At 68.8% G+C, this 14,379-nt stretch carries 14 protein-coding genes; 9 read left to right on the forward strand and 5 right to left on the reverse strand.

Annotated elements, in window-relative coordinates; translation table 11 throughout:
- Positions 1-231 precede the first annotated feature (231 nt).
- The 3 genes from J7E96_RS21505 to J7E96_RS21515 all read right to left on the reverse strand — a co-directional run bounded on the left by J7E96_RS21505 (position 232) and on the right by J7E96_RS21515 (position 2,080).
- Positions 232-507: a hypothetical protein gene (locus J7E96_RS21505; protein WP_214909341.1), complete on the reverse strand. Its 276-nt coding sequence runs from the start codon at positions 505-507 to the stop codon at positions 232-234.
- 22 nt (positions 508-529) lie between these two features.
- Complete coding sequence (locus J7E96_RS21510; protein WP_214909343.1) at positions 530-817, reverse strand: DUF3303 family protein; 288 nt, start codon at positions 815-817, stop codon at positions 530-532.
- A gap of 525 nt (positions 818-1,342) precedes the next feature.
- On the reverse strand, positions 1,343-2,080 hold the full coding sequence (locus tag J7E96_RS21515; RefSeq protein ID WP_215133300.1) for a GntR family transcriptional regulator: 738 nt from the start codon (positions 2,078-2,080) through the stop codon (positions 1,343-1,345).
- A 184-nt stretch (positions 2,081-2,264) separates the two neighbouring features.
- Between J7E96_RS21515 and J7E96_RS21520 the strand changes: the two genes are divergently transcribed.
- From J7E96_RS21520 to J7E96_RS21540, 5 genes are read left to right on the forward strand one after another with little or no spacing between them, the layout of a single operon-like run.
- Positions 2,265-2,642 (forward strand): hypothetical protein, encoded by a 378-nt coding sequence (locus tag J7E96_RS21520; protein WP_215133301.1) that lies wholly within the window; start codon positions 2,265-2,267, stop codon positions 2,640-2,642.
- Positions 2,639-3,043: a helix-turn-helix transcriptional regulator gene (locus J7E96_RS21525; RefSeq protein WP_215133302.1), complete on the forward strand. Its 405-nt coding sequence runs from the start codon at positions 2,639-2,641 to the stop codon at positions 3,041-3,043. Before J7E96_RS21520 ends, J7E96_RS21525 begins: the two co-directional genes overlap by 4 nt.
- A gap of 26 nt (positions 3,044-3,069) precedes the next feature.
- Complete coding sequence (gene repSA / locus J7E96_RS21530) at positions 3,070-4,470, forward strand: replication initiator protein RepSA (RefSeq protein ID WP_308296074.1); 1,401 nt, start codon at positions 3,070-3,072, stop codon at positions 4,468-4,470.
- Positions 4,467-4,661, forward strand: coding sequence for an AlpA family transcriptional regulator (locus J7E96_RS21535; protein ID WP_215133303.1), 195 nt, complete (start codon positions 4,467-4,469; stop codon positions 4,659-4,661). The genes repSA and J7E96_RS21535 overlap by 4 nt, the downstream gene beginning before the upstream one ends.
- Entirely contained in the window at positions 4,661-5,899 is a 1,239-nt protein-coding gene (locus tag J7E96_RS21540) for a site-specific integrase (protein WP_215133304.1), read from the forward strand. Before J7E96_RS21535 ends, J7E96_RS21540 begins: the two co-directional genes overlap by 1 nt.
- Positions 5,900-5,919: 20 nt before the next feature.
- Here J7E96_RS21540 and J7E96_RS21545 read toward each other — a convergent pair whose 3' ends face one another.
- Positions 5,920-6,870, reverse strand: a complete 951-nt coding sequence (locus J7E96_RS21545) for a CAP domain-containing protein (protein WP_215133305.1) — start codon at positions 6,868-6,870, stop codon at positions 5,920-5,922.
- A gap of 147 nt (positions 6,871-7,017) precedes the next feature.
- Here J7E96_RS21545 and J7E96_RS21550 point away from each other — a divergent pair, with 147 nt between their 5' ends.
- The 4 genes from J7E96_RS21550 (at position 7,018) to J7E96_RS21565 (ending at position 13,319) form a co-directional block, all read left to right on the forward strand.
- Positions 7,018-7,299 (forward strand): acylphosphatase, encoded by a 282-nt coding sequence (locus J7E96_RS21550; RefSeq protein ID WP_215133306.1) that lies wholly within the window; start codon positions 7,018-7,020, stop codon positions 7,297-7,299.
- A 370-nt stretch (positions 7,300-7,669) separates the two neighbouring features.
- Positions 7,670-7,885: a hypothetical protein gene (locus tag J7E96_RS21555; RefSeq protein WP_028814575.1), complete on the forward strand. Its 216-nt coding sequence runs from the start codon at positions 7,670-7,672 to the stop codon at positions 7,883-7,885.
- A gap of 204 nt (positions 7,886-8,089) precedes the next feature.
- Complete coding sequence (gene smc / locus J7E96_RS21560; RefSeq protein ID WP_215133307.1) at positions 8,090-11,692, forward strand: chromosome segregation protein SMC; 3,603 nt, start codon at positions 8,090-8,092, stop codon at positions 11,690-11,692.
- Positions 11,693-11,900: 208 nt separating this feature from the next.
- On the forward strand, positions 11,901-13,319 hold the full coding sequence (locus J7E96_RS21565; RefSeq protein ID WP_215133308.1) for a sugar porter family MFS transporter: 1,419 nt from the start codon (positions 11,901-11,903) through the stop codon (positions 13,317-13,319).
- Positions 13,320-13,359: 40 nt separating this feature from the next.
- Here J7E96_RS21565 and J7E96_RS21570 read toward each other — a convergent pair whose 3' ends face one another.
- The gene (locus J7E96_RS21570; protein WP_215133309.1) at positions 13,360-14,331 is read right to left on the reverse strand and encodes an LLM class flavin-dependent oxidoreductase; all 972 of its coding nucleotides are present in this window, start codon (positions 14,329-14,331) and stop codon (positions 13,360-13,362) included.
- Positions 14,332-14,379 lie beyond the last annotated feature (48 nt).

A 14,379-nucleotide genomic window follows, 5' to 3' on the forward strand; every position in this document is an offset into this window, starting at 1 on the left:
CCCCGGCCCGAGGACACCCCCGGACCGGTCACACCATACGAATCAACGACCCGCGAAGTACGGGTCTAGGAGTTCGATCAGAGGCTGTTCCGGCCGCCGCGATTCACCAGCACGACGGCTGGACAGGGATGCTGGGGTGCACCGCCGTCCGGCGTCGTTGATGTCAGCCGTGGATGTCAGAGAAGGTGGGTGCTTTCTCGTCCATGGGTAGTCCACGGCGCTGTTGCGCAGTCAGACACTCGCCTCGGCGGAGAGGAAGCCGCGAGAGGAACGCCAGGACAGTATCGACCACTGCGACTGGGCCGACAACAGTGATCCCGAGCTCAGCAAGGATCCGGCTGAGATCCGCGACAGGGCGGAACCGATCGAGCCGACCGACAGGGCCGAGCCGACCGGCCCGATGGACAACACCGACCCCACCGAGCCGATCGATAGCATTGAGTTCTGCGACCACAGTTTGGCCGACTGGGCGGGCCGGTCGCTGAAGTCTTTCCGGCTGATCAGCATGCGGCCGCTGAGCTCAACTCTGCTACTGCAGGGCAGCAAGGCCCCTCTGCAAATCGTCGAGGTTCATGATCGGCTCAAATGTGACCTCCGCGCCCATCTCCTGGAAGAACGGATCGGCGATGGATGGCAGCTGTGAGCTGTCCTCCATGTCGAATACGAGAAACATGGTGCGCCCGCCCTCAGGGGTGAAGTAGGCGGCCTCGGGCTTCAGCTGCTCGATGGCTGACTTCAGTGACTTGGGCATCGCTCCGCCCTTCGTCACCTGATTCGACATCTGGGTGTCCATGCGGGCCTTCATCATCATCCGCATCGCACGCTCTCCTCGCGCACCGCGACCTGCGCGGTTCCGTCCGCGCTCGCTGAGATCCGGTGCATCCCGCTCAGCTTCACCTCGCTGATCACCGACCGCAACATCTTCTACGCCCTACGTGACAACAGGGAGGGATGGCGTTGCGACGCGCAGACATCTGCAAGGTCGGTGGAGCGGGTTTGGCCGGTGGCCTGCCCGGTTTGGGGTCGAGCATGATCAGGGGGCCGTACGCTGGCCGGCAACTCGGGCAGGCTGTGATCCTGCCCGGAATTTGAACGAGTGGCCCCCTGGTCTTGCTCGACGCGGGACCCGAACCGGGGAGGTGGCTAAAGCCGTGGAGCCGACCGCCCCAGCCACTGCGGGGTTTCCCCACCTTCTGCCCGCAGCACGTAGCGCGCCGCCGGGCGCGGCCAGCCGGGGCGCAGACAGGAGGCAGGCCGCGCCGCAGAGGCGGCGCGTCCCGCGCCGTGCGCGGGGTCTTGATCGAGGTAGAGAAACCTGTAACAGGCCCATCGGGGCGGGCAGCTACTCCAGGTCGTAGTCGGCGGCCAACTCTCGGTCCCCACCAATGAAGTCACGCGCGTACTCCGTAATTTGGCCGTGCTGATCCCAGTAGTAGTTGGCCATGGTGAGGGTTGGGGATCCCGGCTCGACCTCAAGGAGCGGCGCCACGTCGTCAGGAACGGCGCGAACGGACACGACGTCTCGACGCTTGGTGGCCCTCCGTCCAGTGCGGTCCTCGATCAGTCCGAAGGTCATCTTCGGAAGTGGCCCACTAGAGATCAGCTCCGGTGCCGCCTGTGCAAGATCGGCAGGTAGCCACGATGTGGAGAGAGCAACTACGCCTTCGTCGTCCAGGTACCGGCGACGGCGCTGAACGACGGGGCTCCCTTCGTCCACCTCTAGGGCGTCGGCCACCTCGGCAGGGGCCGGGATCAGTTCAGCGCTCACGATCTCTACGCGTTCACCTGGCCGAAACCCGCTTCCCGTTGTGCGCTGCAACTGAAGTCGATCAGGACCAGTCGTGATCTTGCTCGGCATGCGCGCCACCGTTCCAATCCCAGAGATGGTCTCTGCGTACCCCTCTGCCCGCAGCACTGCCGCGACACGCGTGGCCGTTCCGACCGATACGCCCTCGTCGCGGATGATCTCGCGCACAGACGGAATGCGGTCTCCTGGTTGCAGCTCACCGCGCTCAATCGCGCCCTTGATCTGCGCGGCGATACGCCGGTACGGGGGCAGCGCCGGTGAGTTGCCGGTCATACGTCAGCTCCTGTTCTAAAGCACCTCAGTACACCCCCTGACCGGGGTGCCGCTCTAGAACACTATAGAGCTGTCCTCGCTGGTCCGATAGGCGAGAACTCGCACACGTCTTGACCCGGGGGCGGCGCTCCTACCGCCAAGCAGATTCGCCGCCCCCTTCGTCCCTCTGAAGGGAAGTTCCATCATGCCTGCGACGCTCACTCCTTCGCGAACCGCGTTACTGTCTCCGGCCGTTGTGGCGAGCCTGCCTGACGTGTCGTTGATCGTGGCGCTGTACGCCTCCGACTGCGTTTCCCTGCGCCACCTGGACCCGGCGAAGATCGCCGCGTTCATGGTTGACGGCGCGAACCGCTGGGGGCTGGCGCAGCTCATCGAGCGAACGTGTGACCTGGTTGTGTTCTGGCAGCGCTGCGCCGACCAGATCACCACCTCTGAGGACTGGGCGGAGCACCACTCCCGTTTCGACAACAGCCGGATCATCCGCTTCTCCCTCGATGCAAGCGAAATGGCTCCCGTTCGCCAACACCTGGCCGCCATGGCCTCTGAGGCGGTGGCCGCATGACTGCCTCCGTGGTCGTGCCACTAACCAACGTGCCTGCTCCGCCCGTTCAGCCGCCCGCCTCTGGTGTCCTGCGGGCTCCGGAAACCCCTCTCGGGAAAGCACGGGTGGCGCGGGGCTGGTCTCAGCACAAGGTCGTACGCGCCCTGATCCTCACGGCTGATCACTGGGGCTGGGAGATCGCCACTGAGAGCTCGTTGAAGGTCTTCGTATCGCGGTGGGAGAACGAGACCCATCGGCCGGGAGCGACCTATCAGGTCCTGCTCTGCGCGATCTTCCGCGCGACCCCGGACGAACTGGGCTTCACCCGGCCTGTGCCTGTGGTCTCGCTGTCCCAGCGGGTCACCGCGCTGGAATCCCTGGTCCGTGACCTCTCCGAACAGCTCGGGCAGGTGGCCGCGTGACCGACTTCCCCGTTGCCCCGGCGGCCGTGGCTGATGTTGCGGCCGCTGTCGGCACCGACCCGATCACCCTCGCGGACATGCTGCGGGTGGCCAACTCGCCCAGCTTTGAGCGCTGGCAGGAACAAGTCCGCCGTACTGGTGGCTGTGCCAACCCCATCCACTTGAGCGGCCATTCGCGGACCGTGGACACGTTGACGGGTGAGTTCTTCGAGTACTCCACCAGCAGTGAGCCGGGCGGCCGTCTGCGGATCGCCTGCGGCAACCGCCGGGCCTCGCGCTGCCCGTCCTGCGCCTGGACCTACGCCGGGGACACCTACCACCTGATCATGGCCGGACTCGTCGGCGGCAAAGGCGTGCCCGCCACCGTGGCGGAACGGCCCCGCGTCTTCGCGACGCTCACCGCCCCCTCGTTCGGACCGGTCCACAACCGCCCCGACTCCGGTCGCTGCCGCTGCGGCACCACCCACGCCGAGGATGACTCCGCCCTGGGGACGGCTCTTGATCCAGAGCGCTACGACTACGCGGGCGCGGTGCTGTGGAACAACCACGCCGGGGCCCTGTGGCAGCGCTTCACCATCTACCTGCGCCGTGAGGTCGCCGCCCGCGCCGGACTCACACAGGCCGCTTGCAAGGCTGAGGCTCGGGTCTCGTTCGGGAAGGTCGCAGAGTTCCAAAAGCGCGGGGCGGTCCACTTCCACGCGATCATCCGTATCGACGGACCGGACGGGCCCGACACCCCGGCCCCGGCCTGGGCGACGGTCGAACTCCTCGACGACGCGATCCGCGCTGCCGCAGCACGGGCGACGGTTCCGCTCGCGCCCGCCGGCCGATTCCCCTCCCGAACCCTGCGCTGGGGAACTCAACTCGACGTCCAGCCCATCGGCGCCCTTGAAGACCAGGCCGACATCACGGAGCGGTCCGTCGGTGCCTACGTCGCCAAGTACGCCACCAAGGCAGCAGAGACGACCGGCACTCTCGACCGCCGCATCGGGGAGCTCTCGGAACTGGACCTGCATCCCGAACTGCCCGACCACACCCGGCGGCTGATCGAAGCCTGCTGGGACCTGGACGCGGACTACCCGGATCGGCTGCTGGCGCACTGGTCCCACATGCTCGGCTTCCGGGGCCACTTCTCCACCAAGACGCCCCGCTACTCGACCACCCTCGGGGCCTTACGCGGGGCGCGGGCCGACTGGCGGGCCCAGCAAGAACGCCGGGAACGCGGCCTGCCCGACCTGGACCAGGGCGACGACACCGAGGACACGACGCTCGTACTCGCGCACTGGGAGTACGCCGGGCAAGGCCATACCCCCGGCGAATCCTGGCTCGCGGCCTCCATCGCCCGCGACCTCAAGCTCAACCGCGACACGGCACGCGAAGCACTGGCGGCCATGCCAGCCCTCGACGACGCGGAGGTGTGGGCATGAAGCGGCCTCTGCCCGACCGCTACCTGACACCGGTCGACCTGGCGGACCTCCTCGGCGTGCCTGTCGAGACGGTCTACCAGTGGCGCCGGAAGGACACCGGACCTCGGGGCTTCCGCGTCGGCCGACACCTCCGTTACGACCCGGAAGACGTACGCGCCTGGGTCGCCACCCTCATGGAAGAGGCTGCCTGATGGCTGGACACGTGCAAGACCGCTGGTACAAGACCGAGCCGGGGGCGGACGGCAAGTCCATCAGGGTCAAGACCGACCGCTTCGGCGTCGGCCTGCGCTACCGCGCCCGATACATCGCTCCGGACGGCACGGAGAAGAGCAAGGCATTCCCCGACAAGCAGAAGCGCAAGGCGGATGCCTGGCTGGCCAACATCGAAGCCGACATGACGCGCGGCGACTACGTCGACCCGAAGGCGGGCAAGACCACGTTCCGGCAGTACGTGACTGGCTGGCTGAAGACACAAACCACTGACCCGGCGACGCGGGCCGCCGTCGACATGCGGCTTCGCCTGCACGCTGTCCCTTACTTGGGCTCGCGCACCATGGGCGCAATCCAGCCCTCGCACCTGCGGCTCTGGATGCGGCAGATGGAGGACGCCGGACTATCGCCTGGCTATCGCCGTGTGATCTTCGCGCACGTCTCAACGGTCTTCACCGCCGCTGTAGAAGACCGCGTAATCAAGGACAACCCGTGCCGTGCCCGCTCGGTCAAGGCGCCTCGGCTCGATCCTCGCAAGGTCAAGCCCTGGACGTACGAGCAAGTGATGAGCGTGCGCTCGGAGCTCCCCGGCCGCTACAGCGAGATGATCGAGGTTGCCGCCGGATGCGGGCTGCGACAAGGAGAGGTCTTCGGGCTCGCTGTCGAGGATGTCGACTTCCTCGGCGGTGTCCTGCACGCCGTTCGCCAAGTCAAGCTGCTCGGCAGCCGCGCCGTGTTCGCCCCGCCCAAGGGTGGCAAGGAGCGTGACGTACCGCTCCCCGAGTCGGTGGCCTTCGCACTCGCGGCTCACATCACTCGGCACAAGCCCACAGAGGTCACGCTGCCGTGGAAGACCGTGGACGGGCCGCCGGTGACGGCAGCCCTCATCTTCGTCAGCGCTGAAGGGCTGGCGCTGAACCGAAACCGCTTCAACGATCGCGTCTGGCGTCCCGCCCTGCGTTCGGCCGGCATAACGACCGGTCGCGAGAACGGCATGCACGCGCTGCGGCACTTCTACGCCTCGGTCCTCCTCGACGCGGGGGAGAGCATCAAGGCACTGAGCGAGTATCTCGGGCACCACGATCCGGGCTACACCCTCCGGACCTACACGCACCTGATGCCGAACAGCGAGACCCGGACGCGGGCCGCCGTTGATGGGGTCTTCGCTCGCCAAAGCCGGGCCGCCGACGGCCCTGACACGGCCCAAGCGTCAGACTAGGCCGCTGACCTGCGGAAAGCTCAAAAGCCGAAGTTCTGCGTCCACCAGGGGCCGCCGGGGCCCATGTGCACGCCGACGCCCAGGGTCTTGAAGTCGCAGTTCAGTATGTTCGCCCGGTGGCCTTCGCTGTTCATCCAGGCATCCATCACGGCTTGGGCGTCGGCCTGGCCGCGGGCGATGTTCTCGCCGCCCAGGCCGCTGATGCCCGCCTTTTCGGCGCGGTCCCAGGGGGTCGCCCCGTCCGGGTCGGTGTGATCGAAGAAACCGCGGGCTGCCATGTCCTGGCTGAAGTCCTCGGCCAGCGCGGCCAGGGGGCCGTCGGCCCGGACCGGGGCGCAGCCGGCCGCCGCCCGCTCCTGGTTCACCAGGGCTACGACGGTGGCCTCGGCGGTGGCTTCGCTGCCGGAGCCCGCGGCGTTGCCGTTGCCGAGGCCCGGGATCCTGGCCGGGGGAGTGGGCGCGACGCGGTCGGGCTTCGGGCTCTGGCTTTTCTCGGGCGCGACCGGCTGCTTGGCGCGGCTGTCCGGGGCGGCCGTCCTGCGCTCGGAGGGCTTCGCCGACGGCTCGGCGGACGGCTTCTCGGAGGGCTGCGTGGGCTGCGGTGCCTTCGGCTTCGGCGACGGGGACTTCGAGGGCGCCTGCGCGCGTCCGGTGTCCTCGGCGGCGGGCGAGGACGTCTGGTCCGTGGGCTCCACCGAGGTGCCGCCCTGCGGCTGGAGCTCGGGCGGACCTTCGGTGCGGATCTGGTCGGCCGACCCGCCGCTGAAGGAGTAGTTCTCCCCGCCGGGAAGCAGCCCGGAGGCCACCGCCACGGCGCCCATGGCCACGGCGGCGGAGACCCCGAGCAGCCCCGTGCGTACGGGCGCGGCTCGCTTCTTCCGGCGGCGCGCACCACCCTGATACCGGCCTGCCGGGGCGTCCGCGTGGTCTGCTGCTACGGGTCCGGCGGCGGAGCGACGATGGCGTCCCATCTGCTGTGCCTTCCTCAATGCTTACTCGACGTGGTCAACGTCAATGCGCCTCACCCGAATGGGTGAGGCCTCATTTCGTCGGGACTGTACGCCATGACGCGTGGGGGCGAAGTGCCTCGTGAGCAATTGGCCAGTTAGCGTGCAGTCATGAACGAAGACGTGCGGCTCACCGCCTGGGTACGCGGTCGCGTACAGGGAGTGGGCTTCCGCTGGTTCACCAGGGAAAACGCTTTGGAAATCGGCGGCATCACCGGCTTCGCCCTCAACCTGGACGACGGCCGGGTACAGGTGGTGGCGGAGGGACCGCGTGAGAATTGCCACCGTCTGCTGGAATGGCTGCGCTCGGCCGACACTCCCGGGCGGGTCGACGGAGTGACAGAGATCTGGGGCACACCGCGCGGCGGTTATACGAGCTTCGCGATCCGGTGATCATTCGTGGCTCGGGGGCGCCTCCGGCGCATTCCGCAGCTGCCCGTGTCAGGTGCCTGGGACAGAAACGACCTGGTGGTTGCCAAGAAACGCCTGTCGTGGAAAGCTGCCGACTACGGATGATCTCTACGCCCCCAGGGCCCCGCAGAAGAGGCGGCACCGCGCATTCCGCGGCTGCCCGCTCCCGGGCTGCCCAGCGATACGGGGCGTGATCGTGTTGACCGTCAAACTTTTTGGTGAGACTCTGGAAGCCCCGCGCACCTTAGCTGTTTGGCATTGAGAACAACAGAGATGACAAGCACCGCGGGTGCGATTCCCTCACGACCCACCACCGCTTCGGTCGGTCACTCAGTGTGGAGGACCATCCATCATGGCAAAGGCGCTTCTCGGTTACGTCGGCGGTTCCGACCCGCGACTCCTCGCCGAGATGCGACGGCTTCAGCAGCGCGTCCAGGATCTTGAATCCGAGCTCAACCGGATTCAGTCCGAGAACGACGCGCTCAGCGCCGCCGCTCACCACCGCGGAGATTCGCTGCTCGACAGCATCGACATCGACGTACCCCAGGCGGAGCCTGCGCTCACCTGACACGGCTCGTAGGAGAATCCGAGCCCGTCAGGCTGTCCGTATCAGCCGCTTGAGATCTGCTTCAAGATCTACCAGCAACACATTGCAAGGGACGCTTCGGCGTCCCTTCTTTCTTTGCGCCCCGTCTGTAGACCTCTTCGCTTACCGTCTGATGTGCCCTGCACCTTCAGAGGTGAAACCGGCGGTGAAAGGTAGAGTGCGGCGGTGCATCTCAAGGCCATGACTCTCCGCGGTTTCAAATCATTCGCATCGGCCACGACGCTGCGGTTCGAACCAGGGATCACCTGCGTCGTGGGCCCGAATGGCTCGGGCAAGTCCAACGTGGTGGACGCCCTGTCGTGGGTGATGGGAGAGCAGGGCGCGAAGTCGCTGCGCGGCGGCAAGATGGAGGACGTCATCTTCGCCGGTACGACCGGGCGGCCGCCGCTCGGGCGCGCCGAGGTCTCGCTGACGATCGACAACTCCGACGGGGCGCTGCCCATCGAGTACGCCGAAGTCACCATTACGCGGATCATGTTCCGCAACGGCGGCAGCGAATATCAGATCAATGGCGATACGTGCCGGCTGCTCGATATCCAGGAGTTGCTCTCCGACTCCGGGATAGGGCGCGAGATGCACGTGATCGTCGGGCAGGGCCAGCTGGACTCCGTACTGCATGCCGATCCGATGGGGCGCCGGGCGTTCATCGAGGAAGCCGCGGGCGTCCTCAAGCACCGCAAGCGGAAAGAGAAGGCGCTGCGGAAGCTGGACGCGATGCAGGCGAATCTCTCGCGCATACAGGACCTGACCAATGAACTGCGCCGGCAGCTCAAACCGTTGGGCCGGCAGGCGGCGGTCGCGCGGCGGGCCGCCGTCATCCAGGCCGACCTGCGCGACTCCCGGCTGCGGCTGCTCGCCGACGACCTGGTGAAGCTTCGCGAGGCACTGCGCGCCGAGATCGCCGACGAGGCGGCGCTCAAGGAGCGCAAGGACGCGGCCGAGGCGCAGCTGCGGGCCGCGCTGGCGCGGGAGGCGGAGCTGGAGGAAGAGGTACGCCGCCTCGCTCCGCGACTCCAGCGGGCGCAGCAGACCTGGTACGAGCTGTCGCAGCTGGCGGAGCGGGTGCGCGGCACGGTCTCGCTGGCCGACGCCCGGGTGAAGAGCGCGACGACCGCCGCCCCGGAGGAGGAGCGGCGCGGGCGCGATCCGGAAGACATGGAGCGCGAGGCCGCGAAGATCCGCGAGCAGGAGGCGGAGCTCGAAGCCGCGCTGGAGGCGGCGCAGCGGGCGCTGGAGGACACGGTCGAGCACCGCGCGGGACTGGAGCGCGAGCTGGCCGCCGAGGAACGCAGGCTCAAGGACGCGGCCCGCGCCATCGCCGACCGGCGCGAGGGCCTCGTCCGGCTGAACGGCCAGGTCAACGCGGCCCGTAGCAGGGTCGGCTCGGCCCAGGCGGAGATCGACCGGCTGGCCGCCGCGCACGAGGGCGCGCGGGAGCGGGCCGCCGCCGCGCAGGCGGAGTACGAGCAGCTCAAAGCCGAAGTGGACGTGCTGGACGCGGGCGAGTCCGACCTGGCCGAACAGCACGAGGCGGCCAGACGCGACCTCGCCGAGGCGGAGACCGCGCTCACGGCGGCCCGGGAAGCGGCCACCTCCGCCGAGCGCCGCCGGGCGGCGACGTCCGCCCGGCACGACGCGCTGGCCCTGGGGCTGCGGCGCAAGGACGGCACGGGAGCACTGCTCGCCGCGCAGCCCCGGCTGACCGGCCTGCTGGGCCCGGCGGCGGAGCTCCTTACAGTGGCCCCCGGTTACGAGGTCCCGGTGGCGGCGGCGCTGGGCGCGGCGGCCGACGCGATCGCGGTGACGGACCCGGCCACGGCCGCCGAAGCGATTCGCCTCCTGCGCAAACAGGACGCGGGCCGAGCGGTGCTTCTGCCGGGCGCGCCGGCGGTCCCGGTCGCGGAGGCCGCTGGGTCCGCCGACGGCGACGCTGCCGGACGGCATCACGGCGTATCGGGGCAGGGTGCGGCTCCGGCTGTTGCCGATCTGGTGCGGGGGCCCGCCGAGCTGATGCCCGCCGTGCGGCGGCTGGTGCGGGACATGGTGGTCGTCGGGACGCTGGAGGACGCCGAGGATCTGGTTGCGGCGCGGCCCTCGCTGACCGCTGTGACCGCTGAGGGCGATGTTCTCGGGGCGTACTTCGCGCAGGGCGGGTCGGCCGGGGCGCCCAGTCTGCTGGAGGTGCAGGCATCCGTCGACGAGGCCGCCGCCGAGCTGGAGGACCTGGCCGTACGGTGCGAGGAGCTGGCCGGGGCGCAGCACCGGGCGCAGGAGCGGCGTAACGAATGCGCCCTGCTCGTCGAGGAGCTGGGCCGGCGGCGAAGCGCCGCCGACCGGGAGAAATCGGGCGTCGCCCAGCAGCTCGGGCGGCTCGCCGGGCAGGCGCGCGGCGCCGCCGGCGAGGCCGAGCGGTCGGCCGCTGCCGCCGCCAGGGCCCAGGAGGCGCTGGAGCGGGCCGTCGAGGAGGCGCAGGAGCTGGCGGAGCGTTTGCTGGTGGCCGAGGAGGCGCCCGTACAGGAGGAGCCGGACACGTCCGTGCGGGACCGGCTCGCCGCCGACGGGGCCAACGCCCGCCAGACCGAGATGGAGGCCAGGCTCCAGGCGCGTACGCACGAGGAGCGGGTGAAGGGGCTCGCGGGGCGCGCGGACGCGCTCGACCGGGGGGCGCGCGCCGAGCGTGAGGCGAGGGCGCGTGCCGAACAGCGGCGCGCCCGGCTGCGCCACGAGGCGCAGGTGGCGGCGGCCGTCGCGTCCGGTGCGCGCCAGCTGCTCGCGCACGTCGAGGTCTCGCTCGTACGGGCCGCCGAGGAGCGGGCCGCGGCCGAGGCGGCCAAGGCGGAGCGTGAGCGCGACCTGGCGGCCGAGCGCGGCCGCGGCCGGGACCTCAAGGGCGAGCTCGACAAGCTGACGGATTCGGTCCACCGCGGCGAGGTGCTGGGCGCCGAGAAGCGGTTGCGCATCGAGCAGCTGGAGTCCAAGGCGCTGGAGGAGTTGGGGGTGGAGCCCGCGGGACTGGTGGCGGAGTACGGGCCCGACCAGCCCGTACCTCCGTCGCCGCCCGCCGAGGGCGAGGACGTGCCGGAGGATCCGCAGGACCCCCGCAACCAGCCGCGGCCGTTCGTGCGCGCGGAGCAGGAGAAGCGGCTCAGGGCGGCCGAACGGGCGTATCAGCAGCTCGGGAAGGTGAACCCGCTCGCCCTGGAGGAGTTCGCGGCCTTGGAGGAGCGCCACAAGTTCCTGTCCGAGCAGCTTGAAGACCTGAAGAAGACGCGCACCGACCTGATGCAGGTCATCAAGGAGGTCGACGAGCGCGTCGAGCAGGTCTTCAGCGAGGCGTTCCAGGACACGGCGCGGGAGTTCGAAGGAGTCTTCTCGCGGCTCTTCCCTGGCGGTGAGGGCCGGCTGATTCTGACGGATCCCGACAACATGCTCACCACGGGGGTGGATGTCGAGGCCAGACCGCCGGGCAAGAAGGTCAAGCGGCTGTCGCTGCTCTCCGGCGGTGAGCGGTCGCTGACGGCCGTGGCCATGCTGGTGTCGATCTTCAAGGCCAGGCCGAGCCCGTTCTACGTCATGGACGAGGTCGAGGCCGCGCTCGACGACACCAATCTCCAGCGGCTGATCCGGATCATGGAGGAACTCCAGGAGAGCTCCCAGCTGATCGTGATCACTCACCAGAAGCGGACGATGGAGGTCGCCGACGCGCTGTACGGCGTGTCCATGCAGGGGGACGGCGTCTCAAAGGTCATCAGCCAGCGGCTCCGCTGAGACGCCCACTGTCATCTTCACAACTTGAACGCAAGCAGAGGTGTCTGGCCTGTGAATTTCACGTTCCTCACCTCTTGACTTCGAAACCTGAAGGAATAGTCTCGGCAGCGTCGTTTTTACCTTCAAGTGGTGCGCGGCGCGATGCTGTGCCCCACTTGCACTGCTTGCCCCCCACGCCAGGCGACGCGGCCAGGCACCAGGAGTTGATGTGACCAGCACTGCGAAACCACTGGCGTCCGGAGCCCGCGAGGCCCACCCGGACCACCTCGGCCACGTCATCTTCATCACGGCGGCAGCCGCGATGGGCGGTTTCCTCTTCGGCTACGACAGCTCGGTGATCAACGGCGCTGTCGAAGGCATCCGCGGGAAGTACGACGTAGGATCCGGCACCCTCGCCCAGGTCATCGCCATCGCCCTGATCGGCTGTGCCGTCGGCGCCGCCACCGCGGGCCGCATCGCCGACCGCATCGGCCGGATCCGCGTCATGCAGATCGCTGCCGCGCTGTTCACCGTCAGCGCCGTCGGCTCCGCGCTGCCGTTCGCCCTGTACGACCTGGCCTTCTGGCGGGTGCTCGGCGGCATCGCCATCGGTATGGCTTCGGTCATCGGCCCGGCGTACATCGCCGAGGTCGCCCCGCCGGCGTACCGCGGCCGCCTCGGCGCCTTCCAGCAGGCCGCCATCGTCATCGGCATCGCCGTCTCCCAGCTCGTCAACTGGGGCATCCTCAACCTTGCCGACGGCGACCAGCGCGGCAAGCTGTTCGGCATCGAGGCCTGGCAGGTCATGCTCGGCGTGATGGTGGTCCCGGCCGTCCTCTACGGTCTGCTCTCCTTCGCCATCCCCGAGTCGCCGCGCTTCCTGATCTCCGTCGGCAAGGTCGACAGGGCCAAGGAGATCCTGGCCGACGTCGAAGGCAAGAACATCGACCTCGACCTGCGCGTCGTCGAGATCGAGGAGGCCATGCGCAGCGAGCACAAGTCCACCTTCAAGGACCTGCTCGGCAGCCGCTTCGGCTTCCTGCCCATCGTCTGGGTCGGCATCGGCCTCTCCGTCTTCCAGCAGCTCGTCGGCATCAACGTCGCCTTCTACTACTCCGCGACGCTGTGGCAGTCCGTCGGCATCAACCCGAGCGACTCGTTCTTCTACTCGTTCACCACGTCGATCATCAACATCGTCGGCACCGTGATCGCCATGATCTTCGTCGACCGGATCGGCCGCCGGCCGCTCGCGCTCATCGGCTCGACCGGTATGGCGATCGCCCTAGCCTTCGAAGCCTGGGCCTTCTCCGCGAACCTGATCGACGGCAAGCTGCCGCACACCCAGGGCATCGTCGCGCTGATCGCCGCCCACATCTTCGTGCTCTTCTTCGCCCTCTCGTGGGGTGTCGTCGTCTGGGTCTTCCTCGGCGAGATGTTCCCGAACCGGCTGCGCGCCGCCGCGCTCGGCGTCGCCGCCTCCGCGCAGTGGATCGCCAACTGGGCGATCACCGCGAGCTTCCCGAGCCTGTCCGAGTGGAACCTCTCGGGGACGTACGTGATCTACACATTCTTCGCCGTGCTCTCGATCCCCTTCGTGCTCAAGTTCGTGAAGGAGACCAAGGGCAAGGCGTTGGAGGAGATGGGCTAACCCCCGCTGCCCCTCTCCTCGAACACGGCACTGCCCCGGCTCACCCGTTGAGCCGGGGCAGTACGTCTTCCGCGAACAGCTGCAGGCTGCGCCAGCCCTCGTCCACCGGCATCCCGCCGCACAGCGGATGCAGTACGAGACTGCCGGCGGCCAGTGCCACGCACTCCTCCGGGGTCACGACGCGGTAGACCCCTTCCTGGCGCAGCTCGTCGACGCTGGTCGCCCGCGAGCGTACGGCCGACTTGATGTCCTTGGACTGCCAGGAGGCGTACGTCTGCGCCTCGTGCAGGAAGTGCTCGCCGTACTGGGCCCAGACGCGGTCCGGATCCTCCGCGACATGCAGCAGCGGCGTCTCGGCCGTCGGCATCATGCAGAAGCCCTCGGTCCCGAACTCCGCCCGCCGCTCGTGGTAGTACGACTCCAGCTCCGGCAGGTGCGCGCTCGGGAAGAACGGCAGACCGAGCCGCGCCGCGCGCCGGGCCGCCGCCTGCGAGGACCCGCCGACCAGCAGGAGCGGATGCGGCTGGGTGTACGGGCGCGGCGTGACGCGCACGGTCCTGCCCCGGTACGGGAAGGGCTCCCCGGTCCACGCCAGCAGCAGCGTTTCGAGCACCTCGTCCTGGAGCCTGCCGCGCCGCCCCCAGTCGACGCCCAACTGCTCGTACTCCTCCGGCCGGTATCCGATGCCCGCCACCGTGACCAGGCGCCCCTTGCCGATCAGGTCGAGTACGGCGATGTCCTCGGCCAGCCGCAGCGGCTCGTACAGCGGCCCGATGATCGCGGAGACGGTGACCGTGATGCGCCGGGTCGCGCCCAGGACCGAGCCGGCGAAGACGAAGGGGGAGGGCAGCCAGCCGTTGGCGGTGCCGTGGTGCTCCTCGGTCTGGACGGTTCCGATGCCCCGGTCGTCGGCGTACGTGGCCATCTCCAGGGCGGCGCGATAGCGGGCCGCGTGGGTGTCGGGGGTCGCGTCGGGATCGACGAGGTTGAAGCGGACCACTGTGAAGGCCATACGAACGTCCCCCTCCGCCGGCGTGTGGATGTGGCGAAGGGGGACGTT

This window comes from Streptomyces sp. ISL-96, from assembly GCF_018614035.1.
Taxonomy (GTDB): domain Bacteria; phylum Actinomycetota; class Actinomycetes; order Streptomycetales; family Streptomycetaceae; genus Streptomyces.